The sequence below is a fragment of the Iodobacter sp. genome, assembly GCF_025352645.1.
Lineage (GTDB): Bacteria > Pseudomonadota > Gammaproteobacteria > Burkholderiales > Chitinibacteraceae > Iodobacter.
In genome coordinates this window covers 22,603-42,986 of sequence record NZ_JANXSO010000136.1, presented here as the reverse complement: position 1 = coordinate 42,986, position 20,384 = coordinate 22,603, and the positions used below count along the sequence as shown (strand labels likewise).

19 protein-coding genes are annotated in these 20,384 nt (G+C 49.6%); 7 read left to right on the top strand and 12 right to left on the bottom strand.

All coding sequences use genetic code 11. The annotated features are described in order from the left end of the window. Positions 1-234: 234 nt before the first annotated feature. From Q0R17_RS15635 to Q0R17_RS15620, 4 genes are read left to right on the top strand one after another with little or no spacing between them, the layout of a single operon-like run. Positions 235-405, top strand: coding sequence for a hypothetical protein (locus Q0R17_RS15635; RefSeq protein ID WP_293936473.1), 171 nt, complete (start codon positions 235-237; stop codon positions 403-405). Next, positions 402-1,340 (top strand): choline ABC transporter substrate-binding protein, encoded by a 939-nt coding sequence (locus Q0R17_RS15630; protein ID WP_293936471.1) that lies wholly within the window; start codon positions 402-404, stop codon positions 1,338-1,340. The genes Q0R17_RS15635 and Q0R17_RS15630 overlap by 4 nt, the downstream gene beginning before the upstream one ends. 32 nt (positions 1,341-1,372) lie before the next feature. Continuing rightward, positions 1,373-2,212, top strand: a complete 840-nt coding sequence (locus Q0R17_RS15625) for an ABC transporter permease subunit (RefSeq protein WP_293936468.1) — start codon at positions 1,373-1,375, stop codon at positions 2,210-2,212. Continuing rightward, positions 2,209-3,312: a glycine betaine/L-proline ABC transporter ATP-binding protein gene (locus Q0R17_RS15620; protein ID WP_293936467.1), complete on the top strand. Its 1,104-nt coding sequence runs from the start codon at positions 2,209-2,211 to the stop codon at positions 3,310-3,312. Before Q0R17_RS15625 ends, Q0R17_RS15620 begins: the two co-directional genes overlap by 4 nt. Here Q0R17_RS15620 and Q0R17_RS15615 read toward each other — a convergent pair. Then, a complete protein-coding gene (locus Q0R17_RS15615; RefSeq protein WP_293936465.1) occupies positions 3,309-4,043 on the bottom strand; it encodes a YoaK family protein in 735 nt (244 codons plus the stop codon). The genes Q0R17_RS15620 and Q0R17_RS15615 overlap by 4 nt on opposite strands. Positions 4,044-4,295: 252 nt before the next feature. Here Q0R17_RS15615 and Q0R17_RS15610 point away from each other — a divergent pair, with 252 nt between their 5' ends. Then, positions 4,296-5,078 carry a MetQ/NlpA family ABC transporter substrate-binding protein gene (locus Q0R17_RS15610; RefSeq protein ID WP_293936463.1) on the top strand — a complete coding sequence of 261 codons (783 nt, stop codon included), beginning with the start codon at positions 4,296-4,298 and terminating at the stop codon, positions 5,076-5,078. A 214-nt stretch (positions 5,079-5,292) separates the two neighbouring features. Here the strand turns inward: Q0R17_RS15610 and Q0R17_RS15605 are convergent, their stop codons facing one another. The 11 genes from Q0R17_RS15605 to def form a co-directional block, all read right to left on the bottom strand. Continuing rightward, positions 5,293-5,922, bottom strand: a complete 630-nt coding sequence (locus Q0R17_RS15605; protein ID WP_293936460.1) for a LysE family translocator — start codon at positions 5,920-5,922, stop codon at positions 5,293-5,295. A gap of 6 nt (positions 5,923-5,928) precedes the next feature. Next, positions 5,929-7,398, bottom strand: a complete 1,470-nt coding sequence (locus tag Q0R17_RS15600; RefSeq protein ID WP_293936457.1) for a TrkH family potassium uptake protein — start codon at positions 7,396-7,398, stop codon at positions 5,929-5,931. Next, positions 7,398-8,765, bottom strand: coding sequence for a Trk system potassium transporter TrkA (gene trkA / locus Q0R17_RS15595; protein WP_308446363.1), 1,368 nt, complete (start codon positions 8,763-8,765; stop codon positions 7,398-7,400). Before trkA ends, Q0R17_RS15600 begins: the two co-directional genes overlap by 1 nt. A 363-nt stretch (positions 8,766-9,128) precedes the next feature. Beyond that, positions 9,129-10,139, bottom strand: coding sequence for a hypothetical protein (locus Q0R17_RS15590; RefSeq protein WP_293936453.1), 1,011 nt, complete (start codon positions 10,137-10,139; stop codon positions 9,129-9,131). Continuing rightward, positions 10,139-11,440, bottom strand: a complete 1,302-nt coding sequence (locus tag Q0R17_RS15585; protein ID WP_293936451.1) for a sigma-54 dependent transcriptional regulator — start codon at positions 11,438-11,440, stop codon at positions 10,139-10,141. Before Q0R17_RS15585 ends, Q0R17_RS15590 begins: the two co-directional genes overlap by 1 nt. Next, positions 11,433-13,571, bottom strand: coding sequence for an ATP-binding protein (locus tag Q0R17_RS15580; protein ID WP_293936448.1), 2,139 nt, complete (start codon positions 13,569-13,571; stop codon positions 11,433-11,435). The genes Q0R17_RS15585 and Q0R17_RS15580 overlap by 8 nt, the downstream gene beginning before the upstream one ends. Next, entirely contained in the window at positions 13,564-14,214 is a 651-nt protein-coding gene (locus tag Q0R17_RS15575) for a DUF4390 domain-containing protein (protein ID WP_293936446.1), read from the bottom strand. Before Q0R17_RS15575 ends, Q0R17_RS15580 begins: the two co-directional genes overlap by 8 nt. A gap of 24 nt (positions 14,215-14,238) precedes the next feature. After that, entirely contained in the window at positions 14,239-15,513 is a 1,275-nt protein-coding gene (rsmB, locus tag Q0R17_RS15570) for a 16S rRNA (cytosine(967)-C(5))-methyltransferase RsmB (RefSeq protein WP_293936443.1), read from the bottom strand. A 57-nt stretch (positions 15,514-15,570) separates the two neighbouring features. Next, positions 15,571-16,416, bottom strand: a complete 846-nt coding sequence (htpX, locus tag Q0R17_RS15565) for a zinc metalloprotease HtpX (protein WP_293936441.1) — start codon at positions 16,414-16,416, stop codon at positions 15,571-15,573. 120 nt (positions 16,417-16,536) lie between these two features. Beyond that, positions 16,537-17,460, bottom strand: a complete 924-nt coding sequence (gene fmt / locus Q0R17_RS15560; RefSeq protein ID WP_293936439.1) for a methionyl-tRNA formyltransferase — start codon at positions 17,458-17,460, stop codon at positions 16,537-16,539. Between the two features lie 21 nt (positions 17,461-17,481). Then, positions 17,482-17,985, bottom strand: coding sequence for a peptide deformylase (gene def / locus Q0R17_RS15555; RefSeq protein WP_293936437.1), 504 nt, complete (start codon positions 17,983-17,985; stop codon positions 17,482-17,484). A 141-nt stretch (positions 17,986-18,126) separates the two neighbouring features. Here def and Q0R17_RS15550 point away from each other — a divergent pair, with 141 nt between their 5' ends. Both Q0R17_RS15550 and dprA read left to right on the top strand, forming a co-directional pair. Continuing rightward, positions 18,127-19,185, top strand: coding sequence for a LysM peptidoglycan-binding domain-containing protein (locus tag Q0R17_RS15550; RefSeq protein ID WP_293936434.1), 1,059 nt, complete (start codon positions 18,127-18,129; stop codon positions 19,183-19,185). After that, positions 19,185-20,267: a DNA-processing protein DprA gene (gene dprA / locus Q0R17_RS15545; protein ID WP_293936431.1), complete on the top strand. Its 1,083-nt coding sequence runs from the start codon at positions 19,185-19,187 to the stop codon at positions 20,265-20,267. Before Q0R17_RS15550 ends, dprA begins: the two co-directional genes overlap by 1 nt. The last annotated feature ends 117 nt before the right edge of the window (positions 20,268-20,384 follow it).

Genomic DNA, 20,384 nt, shown 5'->3' with positions numbered 1-20,384 from the left:
TGAACTCAGGCAAAGACAAGCCTTTTTGCATCTGAATGCCATTGATGGGCATGATCCACCTCCGCAAAGAAGAACGTTCGTTCACTTTACGCCGCGCGAATGGCTAAATCAAGGGCTCCTGAGCAAGAGACATAATCAGGTATATTTTTACATCTAGCTTTCTTTTCTTTACCTCATTTTTACGGCGGCAACTCTAGGATACGCATATCCATTTCCCTTTAAGGAAGGTTTGCGATGAGTCTGCTCTACGGTTCTATGGTGCCCACCCGCCGTGAAGATGTGCCTAATGCTGCCCCTGTGCGCTTTGTTTCACGTTTTAGCGTGAATTCTGCAGGGGCGGTGCCTGAGTTGTTGCCGCTGCTCAAAAAACTATTCCGCTGTATTTGCTCAGGGCCAGCGCAATGATCCGCTTATTGAGCTTTGGCCCCAGCGCACTACTTTTGGCGGCGTTTAGCAGCCATGCCTTAGAGCCTGTGGCGTGTAAAACCGTTCGCTTTGCCGATGTAGGTTGGACCGATGTGAGCGCAACCACGGCACTCACCGGCGAAGTATTGAGTGCCTTGGGCTATCAGAGCGAAGTGAAAATGCTCTCGGTGCCGGTGACGTTTCGCGCCATGCAAAGCAAAGACATCGATGTTTTTCTGGGGAATTGGATGCCCACCATGAAAAACGATATCGAGCCCTATCTAAAAAATGGCAGCGTTGAAAGTATTCGGGTTAATTTAACTGGGGCTAAATACACCTTGGCCGTGCCGGAATACGTGTATCAGGCGGGGGTGCACCGCTTTGCCGATATCGCCAAATATCCAGACCGATTTGCTCAGCGCATTTATGGCATTGAGGCGGGCAACGATGGTAATCGCTTGATTGCCAACATGATTAAAGATAAAGCCTTTGGCTTGCAGGATTTTAAGCTGATTGAATCCAGCGAGGCAGGCATGCTCACCCAAGTGAAGCGAGCGGCGGTTAAACAACAGTGGGTGGTGTTTTTAGGCTGGGAGCCGCACCCCATGAATCGCAATTTAAAGCTGCGCTATTTGGAAGGGGGTGATGCCTACTTTGGCCCCAATTTAGGCGGAGCAACCGTGCATACCACCACCAGAGCCGCTTACGCTAAGCAATGCACTAATGTGGGCCGTCTGCTCAAAAATATCACGTTTAGCACTGATCTAGAAAACCAGCTGATGGGGCAAATCCTCGATAAAAAACAGGATGCTAAGCTGGCTGCGCGTCAGTGGTTAAACCAAAACCCTGAGCAATGGAGCGCGTGGCTAGATGGCGTAAATAGCTTTAGTGGCCAGCCCGCTTTACCTGTCGTTAAGGCTTGGTTGAAAAGCTAATCTGCCATGCGGCCTCTAGGCTAGCTGAACAAATGAGGAAGTATATTGTGGATAAATTGCCGCTAGGCCAGTGGGTAGCGGAAGGCGTGGCTTGGATGATTGGGCCCGCCGCTGGCGGCTTGGCTGTAATAAGCGATGGGTTAGAGGCCTTGGTGCAAGGGCTAAGCCGAGCTTTGATCGAGTGCCCACCTCTGCTACTGGTGTTTGTACTGAGCGGTTTGATTTATCGCTTGCGACGACGTTGGGGCTTGGCCTTGTTTGCGGCGCTGGCGCTATTGTTGATTGATTATCTGGGCTACCGTGCCGCGACGCTGCAGACCCTGGTGCAAGTGGCGCTGGCTACTTCTATTTGTATGTTAATTGGCGTGCCGCTTGGGATTGTGGCCGCACACCGGCCTTGGGTGTATAGACTGCTGCAGCCCTTGCTAGATTTAATGCAGACGATTCCAACCTTTGTCTATCTGATTCCCACCTTAATGTTGTTTGGCTTAGGCATTGTACCTGCCCTTGTTTCAACCATTATCTTTGCCTTGCCTGCCCCTGTGCGGCTGACTTATCTGGGCTTACGCGATGTGCCTTCTCCCCTGCTTGAAGCGGGTAAAGCCTTTGGCTACTCACCTTTTGCACGCCTCTGGCGCGTTGAATTACCTGCGGCTATGCCCAGCATTGCTGCGGGCTTAACCCAATGCATTATGTTGTCATTATCGATGGTGGTGATTGCTGCTTTGGTGGGGGCGGAGGGGCTAGGGCAGCCTATTGTTCGGGCATTAAATACCGCCGATATGGCGTTGGGTTTTGAAGCCGGTTTATCGATTGTTTTACTGGCGATGGTGCTGGATAGGCTGTGCCAGTCTCGCTCAAGGGAGTCATGATGAGTGCAATTTGTTTTGAGCATGTTGATGAAGTGTTTGGTGCTCAGCCTGCAAGTGCATTTGCGCTGATGGATCAAGCTTTATCCCGAGACGATATTTTTGATCGCACAGGGCAGTTGGTTGCGGTGCGGGATGTGTGCTTGCGGGTAGAAGAGGGGGAAATCTGTGTGTTGATGGGTTTGTCTGGCTCAGGGAAATCCAGCTTGTTGAGAGCCATTAATGGCTTAAACCCCGTTAGCCGTGGCCAACTGACGGTGCGCTGTGCGGGGGTAGACGTGGATATGGCGCACTGCTCAGCCAAGCAGCTACGCGAAGTGCGTAGCCGTGGCATCGCGATGGTATTTCAAAATTTTGCCCTGATGCCTTGGCTAACGGTAGAAGAAAACGTCGCTTTTGGCCTGCATGCTTTGCAATTGAGCGCTAAAGAAAGCCAGCGCCGCGTTAATAAAGTGCTAGATCAAGTGGGCCTAGCACGTAGGCGGCATGCTCTGCCCGCCGAGTTATCGGGTGGAATGCAGCAAAGGGTGGGCTTGGCACGTGCTTTGGTGGTAGAGAGCGATATCTTATTGATGGATGAGCCTTTCTCGGCGCTTGATCCTTTGATCCGTAATCAATTACAGGATGAATTATTAAGCCTGCAAAAAGAGCTGCATAAAACCATCGTGTTTGTTAGCCATGATATGGATGAAGCCTTAAAGCTAGGCTCGCATATTGCCATCTTGCGCGATGGGCAGGTTGTGCAAAATGGCCGGCCACAAGACATTATGTTTCAGCCCGCTGATGAGTATGTGCGGCAATTTGTGCAGCATAGCAATCCTTTAAACGTGCTTTCTGCGGCAAGTGTGATGCGGCCTAATCTAGAAGCGGTGGCGCTTGAGGGGGCTGTTTTATCTGCTAATTTGCAATACTGGTATGCAGAAGAGCCACTGGCATTGCTAGGGGCTAAGCCAACGGTGGTGGATGCGGATATCCGCCTGCGGGAAGCCTTTGCGGTGTACGCCCAAACGGGCTGCGAATTAATCTTGGCCCATAATGGGCAGATGGTAGGGCGCTTATCTGGGGCAGAAATGTCGCGGGCTATTTTAGGCCAAGCGGCTTAAAAATCTTCGACCATTGGGCCAATAGAAAGAATCGCTAAGATCAACGCTAAAAAAATGGTGGAGCTAAAGCCCAGATGATTAAAACCATAGGCCCCCGAGATCGCACCACATAAGAAGGCTAATACCAAGCTGGATTGCACTTTTAAATGTTTGCGATCACATAAAACTTTTACCTCATTAGGGGCATTAGAATTACGGTTCCAATAAAAAAGCCGCCCTAATTCAATACTGATATCGGTAATCAAGCCGGTAAGGTGAGTGGTGCGAATCACCGCTTTAGAAATCTTAGTAATGATGGCGTTTTGCAGCCCCATGATGTAGCAAAGCAGCAGCACGGTGAGCGGAACTAGGCTGTTTGAGTGCGAATCAAGCTGGGCGCCCAATAAACCAAAGCACAGCAAGAGTAATGACTCTAGCAATAGTGGTAGGGCGTACAGGCTGCGTCTACCACGGCGGCGCGCCCAGTTAATCAAGAGGGAAGAGGTGATGGCGCCGGCCATAAACATCAGCACGCTGGCCAGTGCCCCAAACATCAAAGAGATATTGCCCAATACCCAGTTATCCGCAAGCCCAGAAAGAATCCCCGTCATATGTGATGTGTATTGCCCAACCGCCAAAAAACCACCTGCATTGGTTGCGCCTGCAACAAAACATAGGGTGATACCAAGGTGAAAATTACTGCGTTCGGTACGCTCTGGGGCGGTTAGCCCGCGAAGATAGCGAAAGGGCATGACGGCTCACAAGTGCTTGCGAAGCCTTGATTGTACTCGCTTTTATATCATCGGCATTTTGCCAACATTACCCTTGCTTACTAATTTTTTAAGGAAAAGTATGGTAGGGCCAATTAGCCTATAGCGTGTTTTGTTATATATAAGTTATTTAATATTTCTTCTTAATAAATACATGCCTTGCTAGAATCCAGACAGATCAAGGCGCCAGCCGATACTAAATGAATGCAATTTAAAACCTTACAGGTAAATACCATGAAAAAGACTTTAGTTATTAGCGCGCTCGCTGCTTTATTAGCCACTGGTTTTGCACAAGCTGCAGAAAAGCTCACTATTGCCGCAACTGCGGTTCCGCACGCAGAAATCTTAGAATTGATTAAGCCACTTTTAGCTAAAGAAGGCGTAGATTTACAAATTAAAGTATTTACCGATTATGTGCAGCCAAATTTGCAAGTCGATCAAAAAAATATCGATGCAAATTACTTTCAGACTAAGCCTTATTTAGATAACTTTAACAAAGGCAAGGGCACTAATTTGGTGATTGTAACCGGCGTACACGTAGAGCCATTTGGCGCGTATTCGCATAAATATAAATCACTAAAAGATTTGCCAGTTGGTGCAACGGTAGCCATTCCAAATGAAGGCAGCAATAGTGGCCGTGCTTTATTATTGCTACAAAAATCTGGCGTGATTAAGCTAAAAGACCCAACAAATGCACTTTCAACACCTAAAGATATCAGCGAAAATCCAAAGAAGTTGAAGTTTAAAGAATTAGACGCAGCCATGTTAGCGCGCGTGTTAGATCAAGTTGATTTGGCTTTGATTAACACCAACTACGCTTTGGAAGCCAAGCTTAATCCGGTTAAAGATTCATTAGCGCTAGAAGATCGCAGCTCGCCCTATGTGAATTACCTTGTAGCCCGCCCTGATAACAAAGACAGCGTAGCTATTAAAAAACTAGCGGCAGCATTAACCAGCCAACAAGTAAAAACCTTTATTGAGGGCAAATATGCAGGTGCGGTAGTTCCAGCGTTTTAATTGAGTAAGTTATAAAATAGGGGCGCTGCATGTAGCGCCCCTATTTTTTTATTTAATTAAATAGATAGCAGGGCGATTTCATTTATGTAGATTGCATCAATGGTTATCATTTAAATAAAAAGTGCGGTGCAATGAAGAAGGCAGTTTTTAGTCTATAAGCGGCTAGGTAAAAGACAGGTGGCGAAAGCCCTCTAGCTAAGAAGGCGCGTCCAATTTACAGCAGATTACGGTAGCCATTTACCAGCACCAGCCCAGCAAACCAAAGATAAAGCAGGGCAGAGGCAAGCAGGCAGCCTTGGGTGAAACGTTGGCCAAATAGTTTGGCACCGTGGGTGGCGCTGTAAACCATTAGCAGCGTCCATGCCATGCCGCCTGCAAAAAAGCCACTTAAAAAGCGCATCGTTGCAAGTAGGCTGCCATCGGTGGCTTGGGCAATTAAACTACCGCCAACAGCAGCAAACCAAAGAATGGAAGAGGGTGAGGCCATCGCCAGCATCATGCCTTTGCCAAACATACTGCGGCGGCCAGAGGCAGGCAGCTGGGTGCTTTCGATTTGTTTGGCATCTTGCCAAGCTTGGCGTGCCATTTTAACGGCAAGAAACAGCAGCAGTGAGCCGCCACCTAGCCAAGTTACCCATTTAACGGCGGTAAATTGCAGTAATACGCTCATCCCTAGCAAGGACACTACCGCCCAAACCAAATCGCCAAAACAAGAGCCCAGCCCCATCCACATTGCTGGGCGGGGGCCGTGTTTTAGGCTGGTGTCGATCAGGGCAACATTAACGATTCCAAGGTCTAAACAGAGGGAAATAGAAAGTAAAAAACCGGTGATAAATACATCCATATCAGATTAAGATTTCCAAAAAGCGCGGGTAAATAAAATCAGTACTGAGAATACTTCTAAGCGGCCAAGCAGCATGGCAAAGTTACATACCCAGATTTGAAAATCGCTGAGTACGCCGTAGTTAGATGCGGGGCCAACCACGCCAAGGCCGGGGCCGGCATTATTGATGCAGGCAATGATGGCGGTAAAGCTAGATAAAAAATCGAGGCCAGAAATCAATAGTATAAATGTCAGCCCAACGATGCTCATGCAGTATAAAAAGACAAAGCCCATGATCGCAAAGACAATATTGCCAGGAATGGACATCCCATTGACGCGCAAAGGGTGAACTGCATTGGGGTGAATCAGGGTAGACATTTGCCGTTTAGATTCGCGCAGCATAATTAAGGTGCGAATCATTTTAACCCCACCACCAGTTGAGCCGGAGCAGGCGGTGATACAGGATAAAAACAGCATCAGTAAGGGCACAAAGATTGGCCACTGACCAAAATCAACACTGGCAAAGCCAGAATCGGTGGCGATAGAGACCAGATTAAAGGCCACATGCCTGAGCGAGGTGAGATAGTCGCCATAGGTTTTTTGCCATACTAGATAGGCTGCGCTGCCGAGGGTGCTCACCACAATCAGCACAATCATGGCTTTAAATTCAGAGTCTTTCCAGTAAGTGGAAAATTTGCGCCCAGTTAGTGCTAGATAATGTGTGGCGAAGTTAGTAGCGGCCAGCAGCATAAATACGATGAGAATCGCCTCGATAATGGGCGAGTTAAAAAAGCCTACGCTGGCATCGTGGGTAGAGAATCCTCCTAGGCACATGGCGGCAAAGGCATGGCAAACTGCATCTAGCCAGCTCATCCCACCTACAAATTTAAGCAGCAGGGCGCAAGCCAGCGTGAGGCCTGCGTAGACTATCCAAAGGTTTCTGGCGGTTTCACGGATTCTAGGTGTAAGTTTTGAGTCTTTGATTGGACCCGGGGTTTCGGCTTTAAATAGCTGCATTCCCCCCACCCCCAGCATGGGCAGAATCGCCACCGCCAGCACAATAATCCCCATGCCGCCCAACCAATTTAACAGGTGCCGCCATAGATTGATTGATGCGGGTAGCTGATCTAGGCCGGTGAGTACCGTTGCGCCGGTGGTGGTAAGCGCCGACATGGTTTCAAAGTAGGCGTGTGTAAAGGAGAGCTGCGTATCAAATAGCATCAGTGGCAGCGCCGCCACGGCGGGCAGGGTGGTCCAAAGCCCAACCACTAAAATAAAACCATCCCGCGATTTCATTTCCCGCTTATAGCGATGAGTGAGCAGGCTTAAGGCTCCGCTAAACAACAGCAAGCTTAGCAGCGCGGTGATAAAAGGCTGCAGCCCTGCATCGTTTCCCCACCAAGCCACGGTAATCGGGATCAAAATCCATAGCGAAAAAATAGCGGCAACCCGCGCCAAAATATTAATTGTGGGAAAAATACGTTGGGTTAGCTGCATCAGAAAAATCCAAGTTTTACGGCAAATAGTTGTTCTACTTCGCGAATATGCGCTTTGTTATCCACAAATAAAATCACATGATCATCGCTTTCTATCATGGTGTCGCCATGGGCAATGATCACTTTGTTACCACGCACAATGGCGGCCAAATCAGCACCTGAGGGCAACTTAATATCATCGATCTTTTTACCAACGACGCGGCTAGTGGCGGGCGTGCCGTGTACGATGATTTCCATTGCCTCTGCCGCACCGCGCCGCAGGCTGTGCACCGCCACAACATCACCGCTTCTAACATGGGCAAGTAGTGAGCCGATGGTGGCAATGGCTGGGGAAATGGCCACATCAATCTTGCCGCCTTGCAAAAGGTCTACATAACGCGAGCGATTAATAATGGCGATGGTTTTGCGCGCCCCCATCTGTTTCGCCAAAAGGCTAGACATAATATTGTCTTCATCATCGGAGGTGAGCGCCATGTAAAGATCGCAGCGCTCAATTAGCTCGCTTTCTAATAGCGCCTCATCGGTGGCATCGCCCCGTAGCACCAAGGCGTACGGTAGCGCTTCGGCTAGCCAAGCGGCGCGTTCTTTGTTGGCTTCAATTAATTTGACTTGATAATCGTGTTGCAGGGTTTGCGCAAGGCGATAACCCACATTGCCACCGCCGGAAAGCGTAATGCGTTTGATGGCTTTTTCTGTGCCACGCATTTCTTTGATTACGGCGCGAATATGCTCGGTGGCGGCGAGGAAAAACACCTCATCTCCCACTTGTAACACGGTATTGCCATCAGGATGCACACGGCGATTCTTGCGGTAAATTGATACTACGCGTCGATCAATTTTAGGTAAAAGCCGATCCAGCGTGGCTAAATCTTGGCCATCCATATGCGCCCCAGCCTCTACCCGAATCGCCACCAGTTGCGCCTTGCCACCGGCAAAATCTAGCACTTGCAGCGCTTCAGGGGTTTCTACCAAGCTGACCAAATAGTCGGTCACAATTTGCGCGGGGGTGATGACATGATCAATCGCAAAATTATTGTCGGTAAATAGCTCTGGCCGCGCCAGTAAATCAGGGTCACGAATCCGCGCAAGGCGAGTGGGCACATTAAATAACTCGTAAGCAATCTTACAAGCCACCATATTGAGCTCATCCAGTGGCGTAACGGCCAGCAGTAAATCCGCATCGGCCGCTCCTGCGGCTGCCAACACGGCAGGACTGGCGGCGTGGCCAACCAAGGTGCGTAGGTCGAGCCGATCAGCCAGCGGCTTAAGCTGCTCTGGGTTTTCATCCACAATGGTGACGTGATAGCGCTCATGCACTAGCTGCTCAGCCACTGATGCGCCAACACGGCCAGCGCCAAGAATTAAGATATTTGACACGATTATTCCATGCGAAGTTTTAATGCATTTGAAGGATAGCGTAGGGCTTAGAGTATGGGGTGTTGTTGATGCAATTTATAGGGGAGTGTTACACAGTAAAAACCCAAGTATTGAATTATCTAGAAATAGATAGAGTGCGGAGTTTTATAGAGAAAAATATGTTGTTGAAGACAGCCATCTGTTTTTTATCGCGGCTCAGCCCCAAAGCTGTAGCCAACGCAGCCGTGAATGAAACGTCAACAGACCCTAGCTAGAGGGGGAGTAACTTTACCTTAGGCCGTGATCATCTTTGCATGTGGTAGGTTTAGATCGCAGAGTAAAAGTATTACGCCTTGAGGTATTGAATTTTTTAAACTAGGTTGCTTGCGATGCGCTCTTATCGGGCAGACTTAAGCCACTTTGTTTGGGCTGTAATAGCTGCTTGTATTGCAGATATTCTGTGAGGTGGGTTTTAGCGGTGTGTAGCTCATTTAGCCCTTCATAGCAGCTGCTTAGGGCAAAATGAATTTTGCACAGTAGGTGTGGGTTTTGTAAGCCACAGGCTACGTCGAGGGCTTGGTTGAGGTGGGCTAGGGCATTGGCCCATTCTTGATCGACCAGATCACAGCGGCCTAAGCCAAGCAAGCTCATGGCTTCACTCCATGGGTTGGCTTGTAAGTGGCAAATTTTTAAGGCGGTGGCAAAGTGGATTCTTGCGTCTGCCACCTGCTGATTGGCTAAGTCGAGTAGGCCTTTTAAGCGATAGGTTTCTATATCGGTGCTAAGACTGCGCTGGGTGAGCGCTGCATCTTGTAGGCGTTGCAGCATGGCGGCGGCTTCGCTTAGGCGCTCTAGGCTGAGTAAATCCACCACAATATTGGCGTAAACCCGGCAGCGTAGTTCTGTATTGCTACTCGTGTGTAGATAATCAAACGCTTGGTAGTGTGAATGCAGGGCTGAGGGGTAGTTTTCAAAGCCAAAATAAACTTGGCCTAGGCCAATATGCGCATGAATCAGCGGGCTATAGTGCTGTTGCTCTTGCGCTAATTGCGCGCATTCTTGCCAAAGCTTAGCCGCAAGGGTGGAGTCACCAAGGTCAAAATGACAGCGCGCAATTTGCTCTAGCAGCTGCACTTTTTCTAAGGAGCCATCCACCGCCATCAGTAGGGTGTGCTGCAAAGTATTTAAGGCACTTTGCAGCTCGCCTAATATCAGTTGGGCCCTGCCTAAAATCAGCCCTGCCCGAATTTCCCCTTGGATATAGCCAATGGAATGCGCTTGCATTTGTGCCAACTTAGCCAGCTGCAGGCCCTCGTTGGCTTGCAATGCAAGGATTTCATCTGCACTCGCAATTAAGCGATCTATATCACAGGGGATAAGCGGCATTACTCTTCCTCAGTGCTGCGCTGCTTTTTTGGCACCGCAATACCCAGTTGCTTTAGCTTGCGGTAAAGGTGAGTACGTTCTAGGCCGACTTTTTCTGCCACACGACTCATATTACCGTTAGATAAATCAATTTGCCGCTCGATATAGAGCTTTTCAAATTGATCGCGCGCCTCACGTAGCGGCAGGCTGAGATCAATATTTGGCAAGCCAGTTGCGTGTTGGCTGTGGCTTTCGCTGTGCATGCTACCATTGGGTGAAAACTGAGAAAGCAAGCGGGCCAGTGGCGCGCTATCTATTTCACCATCGCGGCTGGTAATTGCCACGCTTTTTACCACATTGGCCAGCTCATCTAAATTACCGGCCCAATCTTGGCGGGATAATAATTGCAAAGCTAAGGGGCTAAAGTAACGCGGGCCTAGCTTATGCATGCCAATGGCGTCATTCAGCAGCTTTTCTGCCAAGGCAGGGATATCTTCGCGGTGCTCTGATAAAGCGGGGATGGCAATGCTGAGCTGCGAAATAAAATTGAGTAGCTCTGGCTCAATTTGCCCCGCCAAAACACTCAGTGGCTTACTAGAAGCACACACTAAGCGCACGCGTTGTTTTTCTAATCTTGGCAGAATACTTTTTAAACCGATCTGTGCTCGGCGATCTAACCACGCTAAATCACGCAGAAATAAGATCCCTCCCGCGGCTTTATTGAGTAATTCTTGGGGGGCTTGGGCCAAGTCTTCATTCGAAGGAGGCGAAATAAACGGCGCGCTACCTTGATTTAAATAGCGTGCACAGTGCTCAAACCCAACGCCAGGTAAACCGAGCAGTAAGACTGGGCCGGTTTTACCACGCAATGGGCTTAAGGTTGCCTGCAATTCTTGAATCGCTTGCCCTGAGCCTAATCGCTCTAAAGTTGGCGCACGCGGAGCCACTTCGCTAGGTAAAGAAAGCGCACGCTTTACCGTAGCCAATAGTTTTTGCAAACCAATTGGCTTTTCTAAAAAATCAAGCGCGCCAATACGGGTGGCTTCCACCGCCGTATCAATAGTCGCGTGACCAGACATCATCACCACAGGCATGGTGAGCTGACCATTTCGCGACCATTCTTTAAGCAGCGTGATCCCATCAGTATCTGGCATCCAGATATCCAATAGCACCAAGCGTGGCTGAGATTGATTTCTGATTTTGCGAGCAGCTTCTGCATTTTCGGCTAAAACAATGCCATAGCCTTCATCTTGCAGAATTTCTGACAATAATTCACGAATGCCGACTTCGTCGTCGACGATCAAAATATCCTGACTAGCCAATTGCTTCCTCCGCGAGGGGCAGCTCGATACGAACCCAAGCGCCGCCTTCATCCCTGTTGCCGGCCTGTATTCGGCCCTGATGTTCTTCGATTATTTTTTTAACGATGGCTAAACCTAACCCAGTCCCCTTTATCTTGGTGGTTATATAGGGCTCAAATACCCGAGGCAAGATTTCTGCAGGGAAACCACTGCCACTATCTGATACGGTTAAGCTTGCAAATCGCTCGTTTTTTTCCATCTTAAGGCAAATCCGATTCGGTTTTTCGGAATTCTCTTGCCCAGTGATGGCATCTTGAGCATTTTGTAAGAGGTTATGGATCACTTGACGCAGCTGGGTAGCGTCGCCAAGCACGATTAAAGACTCATGGCTCATCTGTTTTAAGATCAAGGGTGAGGCTTCATAGAGCACTAAAATTTCAGTTAACAGCCGTTGAAAGTCGAGTGGCTTTTTCTTGCCGCTCGGCTGCCGCGCATAATCACGGAACGCATCCACCATATCTTTAAGTGCTCCAACCTGGCGCACAATGGTTTGAGTATTACGCGATAGCAGCTCGGCACTGGCCGCATCTAGTTTATCAGCAAGCTTGTGTTCCATGCGTTCTGCGGCGAGCTGAATGGGTGTAAGCGGGTTTTTAATTTCATGCGCCAAACGCCTTGCTACCTCGCCCCAAGCCGCATCGCGCTGGGCGGAAAGAAGCTCAGTAATATCATCAAATACCACCACAAAACCGGTGTGAGATGAGTCTTGTTGATCTAGCAAACGGGTGCCACGTACATGTAAAACCCGTTTCGTATTTGCTAATTCTAACTGATGTTGCCAGTGATCTTGCTCCGATAGTAATCTATCTGAGATCTGAGTACAAAATGGTGTAAGTGCTGGATAAATTAAATGCCAGTTTGAAAGCGGTTCTTCACCAATTCTTTCTGGATCTATTCCTAGAATTCTTAAGGCACTTTGGTTGGAAGAGCGCAGCTGCCAAGCATCGTCAAATGATAATACACCTGCCGAAAGAGATCCCAAAATCGCGCCAAGGTGGGCTCTGCCCGCGGCTTGTTCTGCCTGGTGGGTTTCAAGGGTGCTACGCGCTTCAGAAAGCTGCCGTGTCATACGGTTAAAGGAGTGCGTCAGTATCCCTAGCTCATCACGGCTGATCACGGGCTGCATCTGCGAGTAATCCCCCGCCGCAACCGCACGCGTGCCCTCGGCTAACACCGAAAGCGGTGCGGCTAGTTTATCGGATAGGTAAATAGCGAGGGCCAGTGCGCCTAGCAAGGCCATTAACAGTGCCAGCGTCAGCGTTAAGCTGTAAATAAGTTTAAGCCCTCGCCTTGATTGCGAGAGTTGTTTGTAATCACTGCGTACTTTTTCAACCAGCTCGGCATCGGCGGCTAATTGCTTGGGGACGGGTTGAATGAGTTGTAAGATGCGGGTTCGCTCACCAAAGTTACTGGCTCGTACGGCCACCAGTACCCGCATGCTCAGGCCTTGATCGGTATGGGGCTCGATGATTTTGAAGGGGCCCCGCATCGCTTGGCGTAATTGGTTTCGATCGGGCTGAACGGGGAAAAGGCTGGCATTTTCCCCGCCAATATGCGCCAAAGTTTGGCCAGATTCATCAAATAAAGATAACTCTTGTACGCCGGTTTGTTCGCGTAAGCGCCCAAGCCTAGAGAGCATGCCGGCACTGCTATCATCGCTAATATCGAGCGCAATCACCGTGGCTTTGCGGGCCAAATCACCCAGTTGATAATCAATGGCGTTGTGGCCTAGGTTCAGCCCTCGATCAAGCGCATGATCGACGCGTACATCAAACCAATTTTCAATACTACGATTTAAAAACTGTACGGAGAGTGTGTAAACCAGCGTGCCTGGTAGTACAGCCACCAAGGCAAACATCAACACCATTCTGAGGGTAAGCCGAGAGCCAAATACTTTGGCGCGTACTTTTTGGATAAGCTTAATCAGGCGAAAGCTAACTAAAAATAGCAGGCCGCTGAGGAGTAATAAATTAAGCACCAGCAGCAGGCCGTAATACTCGGCAAAAGCGGAGGTGTTACCACTGGCCGTGGCGAGTAGAAAAATAAGGATGGCCCCCAGTGAGGCCAGTAGTAGTAGCTTGGGTTTATTCATTGCTGCTGGCTTCTTCACGTACCTTAGTGAACTCTACCCACGGTGATTCTAGCTGCCATTCTTCATGGCCAAAGGCGGTTAACTGATAGGTTTTAGGTAGGCGTGAGCGATCAAGCTTTAAGCGCACTTTACCTGCAAAATCCCCTGCTTTATCACGGGCAATATTGCTGTCGTAAAGCACGCCCCAATTGCGCACAATGCCGAGCGCTGCAAGCGCTTCGTTAATATTTTGAAAGTTGCGGTAAAAGCTGCCAACGTGTAGCCGATATTGCCGACTAAGCGCGTGGTAAGACAATTGATAGCTGAGGGAGGAGTTTGGGCCAAAGCCATCGGCCATCTGCCGATACCAAGAGTAGATGCGCGGGCGAGTCAGTTGAAATTCGTAGACAAAGCTCAGTGACAAGCCGTTTTTAAGCGCTTCTTGTAAATCATTGGAGAGGGATATATCAAAGCGAGCAGCAATCTCGATGCGATTATCGCCAAAACTCGCTTCCACTTTTTGCGCTTTAATCTCGCCAGCATCGGCCCAAGCGTTGCCCACAACTATCATGGCGCAGCAGAGCCAAACCATGCAAAACAAAGCCAGCTTTAACAGACGCTGGCCTTGCAGATAAGAGGCGGCAACCATGCTAGGTTTCAGCATGGCATCAAACGCAAACTATGGCGTTTAGGCCGTTTTAGTAAAAAGGGCGTAGAAAAAGCCATCATGTTCCGGTGTGGGCAAAAGCTGACCATCTGCAGGGATGAAGTCGGGTAAAGGGAGTTGTTTTGCGTTGGCATGGCGAGCGGCAAATGCGCTCACTGCCTCGGTATTTTCCGCTGCAAAAACAGAGCAGGTAGCGTACAGGAGTTTGCCGCCCGGCGCTACGAGTGGCCAAAGGGCATCGAGCATTTGGGCTTGCTGGAGAGCAAATCCGGCAAAATCGCCGCTGCGGCGTAGCCACTTAATATCTGGATGGCGACGCACCACACCAGAGGCGGAGCAAGGCACATCAGCGAGCACGCGATCAAATAACTGACCGTCCCACCAAGCGTCTGGCTGGGCTGCATCTCCAAGCACCAGCGTGGCCGTTTGTTCAAGCCTATCAATGTTTTCTTGTACGCGTCTTAGGCGGATTCCATCGTTATCAACGGCGGTTAAAGCTACTTTTGCCAGCTCTAAAATATGGCCACTTTTACCGCCAGGCGCGGCACAGGCATCCAGTACGCGCTGCCCATCTTGCACATCTAAAATACGAGCGGCATACTGCGCGCCCAAATCTTGTACCGATACCCAGCCATCAAAAAAGTGTGGCAAACGATCTACACCTACTGGGCTTTGCAATTGAATCGATAGACCATCACTAGAGCTGGCACCAATCTCCTCGAGTGCCAGCAGCGCAATATAATCATTGGCGGTGGTTTTGTTAAGATTCACTCGGAGTGTCATCGGTGGGTGTTGATTATTGGCGAGTAAAATATTGCGCCATTGTTTTGGGTAAGTTTTGCGCATGGCCGAGATCCACCAAGCGGGGTGCGAGTACTGGCCGTATTCGCTGTTTTGCGCCATGTTGAATAGATCGTTTTTTTGACGCAAGAAATTACGCAATACGCCGTTGACTAAACCTTTGCCATGGCCAGCGCCGGTTTGTGTGGCTACTGTTACGGCGTGATCCACAATGGCGTGCGCTGCGGCGCGGCTAAATTGCAGCTGGTAAATCGCAACCAATAGCAGCGCTTTAAGTTCAGGTTCGTGCAAAGGTTTTTGCAGCAGTTGCTTAAGGATGCTTTCAATTAAGCCCAGTTGGCGCAGTGTGCCGTAGCTAACGTCTTGAATAGCACCTTTTTGGCGAGGTAGCAGGCTAGGATCTTCACGCCAAACTTTGTTCAAGGCTTCGTTTAGATTCTGGCCAGCAAGCACGCTGGCAACAATACGGCTGGCAAATTTTTGAGTAGCTAACAAAATATTCTCTTTGTAATGTTGGATTTGGGGTGAGGCACGGCGTATCGTGCCCCTGCCTTAACCCCGCGCAATGGCATGTAATCTGGCGATGCGCTCTGCGGTTTGTGGGTGAGTTCTAAATAAATCGGATAATCCACCGCCTATCAGCGGGTTGATAATCATCATTTGTGCGGTTGCTGGATGGTCTTCGGCTGCTTGCATCGGTATGCCGCGCGCATGGGCCTCTATTTTTTGTAAAGCGTCGGCCAGTGCCAGCGGATCGCCAGAGATGCGTGCGCCGCCTGCATCCGCCTCAAATTCGCGGGCGCGTGAGATGGCCATTTGAATCAGCGATGCTGCAATCGGGGCCAAAATGGCTAAGGCAATTCCTGCAATTGGATTCATGGCCCGGCCATTTTCATCTCTGCCGCCAAAAAACATTGCAAAGTTAGCTAAGGCAGAAATCGCCCCCGCCATGGTGGCTGAAATGGTGGAAATTAAAATATCGCGGTGTTGAACGTGTGCCAGCTCGTGCGCCATGACGCCGCGTAATTCACGGTAAGACAGCACCCGCATAATGCCAGTAGTGGCAGCAACGGCGGCGTGCTCTGGATCGCGACCGGTAGCAAAAGCATTTGGTTGGTCTTCATCAATCACATACACTTTAGGCATAGGTAGGCCGGCATTTCTGGCTAATTCTTCGACCATGCCGTAAAGCTCTGGCGCAGTATGGGCATCGACAGGATGAGCGTTGTACATGCGCAACACCATTTTGTCGGAATTCCAATAAGCCCACACATTCATGCCGCCGCCAAATAGCAGCGCCAGCAGCATGCCACTTTTACCGCCAATCATGCCGCCGATCATGGCAAAGAGGGCAATAATGCCCGCCATCAAAATAGTGGTTTTTAGCCAGTTATTCATATTATATTTTCTCTCAAAAAAACGATTCAATCTTTATAAGATGATGTTTTTTTAAGAAAATTCAATCCTTATGCGAAATGTGGGCAAATAGCGCTTTTGTTTGGAGGCTGTTTGCGCTTGTCAGCCTAGCTTTTGCCCCGCCTCAATAGTGTTTCCCACTAAAAAGGCACTGGCCGCAACGCGTTTGCTCCCCGCTTTTTGCAGTTCGGTAATCAGTAAAGATCCTTGGCCACATGCGACTAAGAGGCCGTCTTTATCCGCCTTAAGGATGGTTCCGGCTGGGCCATTTTCATCTTTAAGCTGCGCTTGCCAAATTTTTAATGCCTGCCCGTCAAGCAATGTTTGAGCCGTAGGGAAGGGGTTAAACGCACGAATCATTTTATCCAGCTCGGCGGCGGATTTTTGCCAATCGATTTGAGATTCTTCTTTACGCAGTTTTTCTGCATAGCTCACCCCCGCTTCGGGCTGGACTTGGCGTGCTAGCTGTAATGCTGGCAAGTTTTCTAGTGCAGCAACAATGGCCTCTGCGCCTATTTCTGCCAGCTTATCGTGTAGGCTAACGGTGGTGTCAGAGGCCGCAATAGAGGTGGCATGGATAGACAACATATCCCCCGTGTCTAGCCCTGCATTCATTTGCATAATGGTGATGCCCGTTGCCGTATCCCCCGCCAAGATGGCGCGATGAATAGGCGCAGCGCCACGCCAGCGCGGCAGCAGCGAGCCGTGGATATTCAGGCAGCCCAGCTTTGGCATATCCAACACGATTTGCGGCAAGATAATCCCGTAAGCGGCCACCACCATCACGTCCGCTTCAATGGCTGCTACCGGCGCTTGTTGCTCGGCTGTGCGGAGTTTTTCTGGCTGGTAAACCGCAATAGCATGTTTCTCTGCCAGCGCTTTTACCGGCGAGGCGGTGAGCTTCATGCCTCGGCCTGCAGGGCGATCAGGCTGGGTTAAAACCAAAGCAATTTCATGGCCTGCATTGATTAGCGCTTGTAGAGCACAAGCGGCAAAATCCGGCGTGCCGGCAAAGATAATTTTCATTTTTTTAGCTGCCCTAGGCGATTACATGGTCTTGCGTTGGTTTTTTTTAAGCTTTTGCAGAATGCGGTTAAGCTTTAATTTAGAAAGCTTTTCTACAAAGACTTTACCGTCCAAGTGATCTAACTCATGTTGAATGCAAATAGCGAGTAAGCCATCAGCGTCTAATTCAAAAGCTTGGCCTTTGGCATCAAAAGCGCGAACCGTGACTCGCTCAGCGCGTTCTACTTCTTCATAGATGCCAGGCACAGAAAGGCAGCCTTCTTCCCACATGGTTTTGCCATCCATCTTGATGATTTCAGGGTTTACCAATGCCATGAGGCTATTTTTCTCTTCGGAGATATCAATCACCACAACGCGCTGGTGAGTGTTAACTTGCGTAGCTGCTAAGCCAATGCCTGGGGCGGCATACATGGTTTCACCCATGTCGAGAATAAATTGCTGTAAGTGTTTGTCAAATACAGTAACAGGCTTTGCTACGGTGTAAAGCCTGTCGTCGGGGTAGTGCAAAATGTTTAGAATGGCCATATTAGTCTGTGCAAGTAAGTACGGTGATTGCTATAAGCAAACTTTTTGCGTATAGCTGTAAAATATGTAGTATCAACTTAATCCGAAAAAAACATGCAAGCCTTTGCTTAGCAGTTTTCTCGGCGGAGAGAAATCGCCATCATGCGAAAAACAATTATATCGCTACTTTGGGCTGGTGTACTTTTATCTAGCACTGCTTTGGCAGATACCCTAGCCATGCAAGATAACGCGCCTGACCGTTATGTAGTGGTAAAGGGCGATACGCTTTGGAGTATTTCAGGGCATTTTTTAAAAACGCCGTGGCGTTGGCCTGAAATTTGGCAGCTTAATAAAACGGAAATTAAAAACCCTCACTGGATTTATCCAGGTGATGTGGTTTTGTTGGACAACAGTAGTGGCGAGCCGCGTCTGCGCTTGCTTAAGAACGAAAAAACCACGGGAGGGAGTGGCTCTTCGGGCAAGCTGTCGCCGCGTATTCGCACGACGTCTTTAGCTGATGGGGCTACGCCAAGTATCCCTATGTCGGCGATCAGTCCTTTCCTTAGTAAGCCGCTGGTTATTGATAACGAGAGCTTTGCTGCCGCACCGCGGATTGCCGCTGGTCCGGATGAGCGTGTTATTTTTGCCAGTGGTGACAAGGTCTATGCCGTTGGATTAGTGGGTGAGGTGGGGGATAACTGGCAGGTATTTAGAGACGGTAAAAACCTGATCGATCCTGATGATCCAGAGAAAAAACGCGTCATTGGCCATCAAGTCGATTATCTAGGCGACGCAAGATTAGAAGTAACAGGTGATGTGGCAACGCTGCGCCTAACCTCCTCTAAAGAAGAAATCTTGGTTGGCAGCCGCTTGATTCGTGCTAACGAAGCACCTTTTATTAATTATGTGCCGCATGTGCCAGAGCAGCCAGTCAGTGGCCGGATTGTAACTTCTTACGGTGGTGTGGCTGAAGCTGGCCCGCTAACAACGGTGGTGATTAACCGCGGTTCACAACATGGTGTAGATGTAGGTAGCGTATTTTTTAATTACAAAGCGGGCCGTTTGATTCGTAAGGAATCAAAGGGGGAGCCAGATCGCTTTACGCCTATTGAAAAGAACGGCAACTTATTTATCTACCGTGTATTCCCTGAATTTGCTTACGGCCTAGTGCTTGACAGCACCCGAGCGGTGAATGTGGGGGACGAGGTAAAAACACCTTGATGGATAAGGATGAAGTGCGGCTTTGGCTGCGCTTCACCACGGTTTATAAAGTTGGGCCAAGAAAGCAACTTGCTCTGTTGACCCGCTTTGCAACGCCAGAAGCAGCGCTGGCGGCTAAAGAGGCTGAGCTGGCCGAAATCCTCACTCCTACTGCTTTGCGCGCTTGGCTGGATGTGGATCAAAGCCAGCTGGAAGCCTCGCTTGAGCAAACTTTGGCTTGGCAGCTTGAGGAGGGCAATATGCTGATCTCTTTGGCCGATGCTGCTTATCCACCGCGCTTGCTTGATTTACCCGATGCTCCTACTTTAATTTATGTAAAAGGCAGGCTGGATTTATTATCCACGCCTGCCTTATCCATTGTAGGTAGCCGTAGTGCCAGCCCTCAGGGCTTAGAAAACGCCGAGCAATTTGCACAATGCTTTAGTGCTGCGGGTTTAACCGTTGTCAGTGGCTTAGCGGCGGGGATTGATGCGGCAGCGCATCGCGGTGGCCTAGCTGGGGTGGCCTCCACCATTGCCGTGGTGGGGACGGGTTTAGATCGGGTCTACCCAGCCAGTAACCGTGAGTTAGCCCACCAGATTGCCGAGCAGGGGACGATTATTTCTGAGTTGGCTTTGGGCAGCCCACCCAAGGCCGAACATTTTCCAAGACGCAACCGGATGATCGCAGCCTTGGGCTTGGGTTGCTTGGTGGTAGAGGCCAGTGTGGGCAGTGGCTCCTTGATAACGGCGAAACAGGCCGCAGATATAGGCAGAGAGGTGTTGGCGATTCCTGGCTCAATTCACTCGCCATTGGCACGGGGTTGTCATCAGTTGATTAAGCAGGGGGCAAAGTTGGTTGAATCAAGCGATGATGTTTTATCCGAGCTGGCATGGGGGTCGCCTCTGGCGGCAAGTACGCCAAAACGTGCATCAAAAAGTAGCCCTTTTTTACAAAATATGGGCTTTGACCCTGTGGACATTGAGACATTGTCACAGCGCAGCGGCTTGACGACAGACAGGCTATCCGCGATGCTATTGACCTTGGAGCTAGAAGGTTGCATTGTCGCCCTGCCTGGTAGCCGCTATCAGCGGGTGGCCTGAGTAGGGCGTAAGTATTTGCTGAACCGCTTTTTTAAAAGCGTGCTCCACCCGATTTCCTGCTATATCCAGAGAGTTTATTTCTTTGGCGGATCTTTGAAATACTGTCTGCATGTTGTT

What these genes read in the sequence shown, in the direction of transcription:
- Q0R17_RS15625 (WP_293936468.1), top strand. Translation starts at nt 1,373, where the DNA reads ATGAGGAAGTATATTGTGGATAAATTGCCGCTAGGCCAGTGGGTAGCG.
- dprA (WP_293936431.1), top strand. Translation starts at nt 19,185, where the DNA reads ATGGATAAGGATGAAGTGCGGCTTTGGCTGCGCTTCACCACGGTTTAT.
- Q0R17_RS15615 (WP_293936465.1), bottom strand. Translation starts at nt 4,043, where the DNA reads ATGCCCTTTCGCTATCTTCGCGGGCTAACCGCCCCAGAGCGTACCGAA.
- Q0R17_RS15630 (WP_293936471.1), top strand. Translation starts at nt 402, where the DNA reads ATGATCCGCTTATTGAGCTTTGGCCCCAGCGCACTACTTTTGGCGGCG.
- Q0R17_RS15575 (WP_293936446.1), bottom strand. Translation starts at nt 14,214, where the DNA reads ATGCTGAAACCTAGCATGGTTGCCGCCTCTTATCTGCAAGGCCAGCGT.
- Q0R17_RS15600 (WP_293936457.1), bottom strand. Translation starts at nt 7,398, where the DNA reads ATGCAGCTAACCCAACGTATTTTTCCCACAATTAATATTTTGGCGCGG.
- htpX (WP_293936441.1), bottom strand. Translation starts at nt 16,416, where the DNA reads ATGAATAACTGGCTAAAAACCACTATTTTGATGGCGGGCATTATTGCC.
- Q0R17_RS15590 (WP_293936453.1), bottom strand. Translation starts at nt 10,139, where the DNA reads ATGCCGCTTATCCCCTGTGATATAGATCGCTTAATTGCGAGTGCAGAT.
- Q0R17_RS15605 (WP_293936460.1), bottom strand. Translation starts at nt 5,922, where the DNA reads ATGGATGTATTTATCACCGGTTTTTTACTTTCTATTTCCCTCTGTTTA.
- Q0R17_RS15580 (WP_293936448.1), bottom strand. Translation starts at nt 13,571, where the DNA reads ATGAATAAACCCAAGCTACTACTACTGGCCTCACTGGGGGCCATCCTT.
- Q0R17_RS15610 (WP_293936463.1), top strand. Translation starts at nt 4,296, where the DNA reads ATGAAAAAGACTTTAGTTATTAGCGCGCTCGCTGCTTTATTAGCCACT.
- Q0R17_RS15620 (WP_293936467.1), top strand. Translation starts at nt 2,209, where the DNA reads ATGATGAGTGCAATTTGTTTTGAGCATGTTGATGAAGTGTTTGGTGCT.
- Q0R17_RS15635 (WP_293936473.1), top strand. Translation starts at nt 235, where the DNA reads ATGAGTCTGCTCTACGGTTCTATGGTGCCCACCCGCCGTGAAGATGTG.
- Q0R17_RS15550 (WP_293936434.1), top strand. Translation starts at nt 18,127, where the DNA reads ATGCGAAAAACAATTATATCGCTACTTTGGGCTGGTGTACTTTTATCT.
- def (WP_293936437.1), bottom strand. Translation starts at nt 17,985, where the DNA reads ATGGCCATTCTAAACATTTTGCACTACCCCGACGACAGGCTTTACACC.
- fmt (WP_293936439.1), bottom strand. Translation starts at nt 17,460, where the DNA reads ATGAAAATTATCTTTGCCGGCACGCCGGATTTTGCCGCTTGTGCTCTA.